This is a genomic window from Acinetobacter sp. OYA S30, from assembly GCF_033599315.1.
Classification (GTDB): domain Bacteria; phylum Pseudomonadota; class Gammaproteobacteria; order Pseudomonadales; family Moraxellaceae; genus Acinetobacter; species Acinetobacter baumannii.
The window spans coordinates 1-3,482 of record NZ_JAWVAV010000085.1 but is presented as its reverse complement, the minus strand read 5'-3'; the positions used below and the strand labels follow the sequence as shown (position 1 = coordinate 3,482).

3 protein-coding genes are annotated in these 3,482 nt (G+C 50.2%); 2 read left to right on the top strand and 1 reads right to left on the bottom strand.

What is annotated here, in order from left to right; all coding sequences use genetic code 11:
* Positions 1–205: 205 nt before the first annotated feature.
* Positions 206–640, top strand: coding sequence for a hypothetical protein (locus tag R5R67_RS19040; protein ID WP_125183090.1), 435 nt, complete (start codon positions 206–208; stop codon positions 638–640).
* 1,096 nt (positions 641–1,736) lie between these two features.
* On the opposite strand, the gene R5R67_RS19035 is transcribed toward R5R67_RS19040, so the two are convergent.
* Positions 1,737–2,165 carry a helix-turn-helix domain-containing protein gene (locus tag R5R67_RS19035; RefSeq protein ID WP_025760401.1) on the bottom strand — a complete coding sequence of 143 codons (429 nt, stop codon included), beginning with the start codon at positions 2,163–2,165 and terminating at the stop codon, positions 1,737–1,739.
* 288 nt (positions 2,166–2,453) lie between these two features.
* Here R5R67_RS19035 and R5R67_RS19030 point away from each other — a divergent pair, with 288 nt between their 5' ends.
* Positions 2,454–2,885 (top strand): hypothetical protein, encoded by a 432-nt coding sequence (locus R5R67_RS19030; protein ID WP_025760402.1) that lies wholly within the window; start codon positions 2,454–2,456, stop codon positions 2,883–2,885.
* Positions 2,886–3,482 lie beyond the last annotated feature (597 nt).

Genomic DNA, 3,482 nt, shown 5'->3' with positions numbered 1-3,482 from the left:
TGGAAAACCGGGGAACCCGGAGGCCTGGCTCGGGGGGGGAAAGGGGGGTGTGCCGTTGATGTTAGCCAGAGAAGCGATCATCTCTTTTCCCGTTAGCTGGTAACGCTCGCCGCAGCGTTTAACTAGCGAAGTCTGTTAAACCGAGGAAGCGGAATATCACTGATGCTAAGGTTTTCGCTTACACACTGATGTTGAGGAGTTTCCCTTGTCCCGTCTCTACCGTGCTGCACTTCCTGAAGATTACGTCCATAACCCTGAAACAGGTCTTTGGGAACTTTCATTCGATCAGCGCCCCGTAGCAGGAACGCGCGCAGCTTCTCCTGAAGAAGGCGCTGCTCAGTACAATGCTGCCCGCGAAAAGTTTAAGTCGGCTGTGTCTGCCGTCCGTCAGCGTCCGGAACCGGTATTTTCTTTTACCGAAATGACGGAGTGGGTTGTGGAACATGGCACGCCGGAGCAATGTCAGGCCGTCCGTCTTATGTTTGATGCACGTGATAAAAATGAGTTTGATATTGCGGTGCGTGAAGGTCTGAAAGTGCTGCCCCGGCATCTCGATTTTGCCTACTTCTTTGGTCGCTTTTCCGATCGGATGCGTGTGTCTGTTCCGCTGCGGGAACGACTCAGTCTGCGTCTGTCCTGACGTTTACTCAGCGTAAACTCTGCGTTCTCTGCTTCCTGTTTTACTCCCTATTTTGACCCCTATTTTTATCTATTGTGATGCATAGGGAGCAAAATAGAGGTCAAAATAGGGGGGCTGGCGCATTGCATGCGCCAGAAAGGGACATGATTTTCTGAACGAAAATCACGCCCCAGGGGTTGCGCCGTGCGGCTTCACCCTCTCTGACTTCTCCGCGGCTGGACGCCACTCCGTCGCCAGATTCACCCGGCCCCGTCCGACGTCTCCGACGCCTGACCACCCCCTTAAGACGCTTACTCGTGTAACTCGTAAGCTTTAAGAGGGTGGTCAGGCGCCTGCGGCACCGACGGGGGGGCGTAGCCCCCGCTGCGCAAATCGTCCGTGGGCGGACTCGGAACGCTGGGGCGTTCCGTTGCTTGCGGCTCCCCCGAAAGCACGATCCCCTGGACGGGTATCGCAAAGCCTTAACCCGCACCCGTATGTTCTTCCGGCTCTCTTTTTTTGATGCGATGCAGGATAGGGCTGACGCCGCAAAGTGACGTCATCTGACGTTCTCTTGTTGAGTTATCAGGACAGGAAATGTTTTGTGGCCACCGCCACTGCGCCGACACCACAAAACAGCGGGACAAGATGTGTCTTTGGAGTACCGCCGGCACACCAAATCCTCCTGGTCAGGCCCCGCCCGACACCCTGAAAAATTTCGACACGTCGAAATTTCTGCGTTCTGGTTATCCACGTTAAATCGCCCCCCTTACGAAATCTCTGCCGCGCCTGGCGGCTTGGCCAACGCCTCACGGCCGCACAGTAAACTGCGCCCCCGTTCACCGTTATCGGTGGGGTTCAGCGAGCCTTTTGACCCGTTCGCAGGATTTTAGCGGCTAAAATCGCAGTCATGCACCTGCGTGCATAGCCATGCAGTCGCGCCAAAATCGTCAGGGGCGTTTTTCAGGGTTATGGGCGGGGAAAGGTGCCGGAAATCCGCAGGAGGCCGCAGAAACGCGCTGAGGGCGTCTCAGGGGGTGCGGCCAAGAGGTGTTATGGTAAATCAGAGTAATTGGCAGGCTCGCTTAACCATGAAAAGTTGAACTCGGCGGAAATTTCAAATTGTAGTTTTTCTTACGGTATATATGGGTTTTTTATGGCGTGGTTTTTTTACCTGTTCTGCTACTGATGGACCCATTGTGTCTAGGTAGTCAACAAGCTTTGTTAGGTCATAAATGTTACGACCTCCATATCGGCTGTCACTTTTTGATGTTGGTTTCTTGTCCAAGAGATTGGCTTTTTCCAGATCATTGATAGCTCTCTGAACTGTCCTTACAGAAACGCCCATTCGTATTGCTAGGCTCTCCATCGACGGGTGCGGCCATTCTTGTAGACTCCACCAATGAACTATGAGGTTAAGCAGAGTGTTGAAGGCCACAGAAGTTAGTTTTTTCTCGTTTTGTATAAAAAACAACACGGTAGGCACTGCTGTCCAGCCAAGAGACAAACCGCCAGCTTTCCATTTTTTATCAATGGAGTAAGTCATTGATTACCTTATATAAAAAATTATTTGGTGTATATATTATATGATTATTCATATGAATAGGGTGACACTAGCGCCATTATTGTGCAACCACAAAAAGCTAACCTGAAGATAGAAAAAAAATTTTTCTGCCTCGAATAAATACGGAGTTAACGATATGAAAACCGAACAACGTCATGATCTTTTTGAAGATACTGAGGTATTTGGCGTATCCTTGTCTCTGTTGATTTCCAGAGCGAATGAGAAGTCTGTTACAATGCCCTCTGGTCTGACTAGGGAGCAGAGAAGGGAATGGGCGATAAAAACGGCACGCAAAGTTCAATCGTAACATATGCGCAATATACCGTAGATTTTTCTGATTCATTTTCAACGTTTTACGCTTCCCTTGTGGAGATGCCTACACGCCTCAATATCCTTGATTGTATCGATGAATTTATCGATCATTTTGAAAAAAATGGATTATGGGGTTGGAAAGGTAAAATAGCTCCGTCAAGCCGCCTGCCTGTAAACATTCCTGAACCGAAGAGAAGCGATCTAATCGCTCATGCAGAAGCTAATAAGCTTTGGCATGCTCATATCGGCGATCCCTCTTTCAGAGATACAGGACATGGTTACTCAGTTTCTGATGGCGTTTTGCATTTTCAAAAGCTGTCGTCCTACAGTATCAAACTACTTGAGGTAGGTTACCATCGCCCAATGGAGCTGCCGGTTGATGTTGATTAACATGGTCTTCCTGATAACTAATTACCCTTGACGGTTTCCGGCGACAGTAGTAGTTTCCCAGAAAAGAAAAAACCGCCCTGCAAGGCGGTTTTTTCGAAGGTTCAGAAAGTTGGGGAACTAACTGAACCGCGGTGACTGGCTTTAACGGAGCGCAGTAACCTAATCTGTCCTTCCAGTGTAGCCGTAGTCTGGCACCCACTTCAAGAACTCTTGTTAAGTTAGCTTAACATCTCGCTCCGTAAATAAGTCACCAGTGGCTACCGCCAGTGGCGATTCGTCGTGTCTGTCAGGGTTGGAATCAAGAGAACAGTTATCTGATAAAGGCGCGGTAGTCGGGTTGAACGGGGAGTTCGTGCATACAGCCCAGCTTGGAGCGAACCACCTACAAGGAACCCAGTTGCACGGGTAGGAATGAGAAAACGCCACCTTACGGCGGTCTGCAACGGGTAAACCTCACGGTGGGAACAGGAGAGCGCACGAGGGAGCGACCCATCGGAAACGGTGGGGATCTTTAAGTCCTGTCGGGTTTCGCCCCTTCTGATTTGAGCACCGGAAATCGCCTGATTTCTGTGAAGCTCGTCAGGAGGGCGAAGCCTA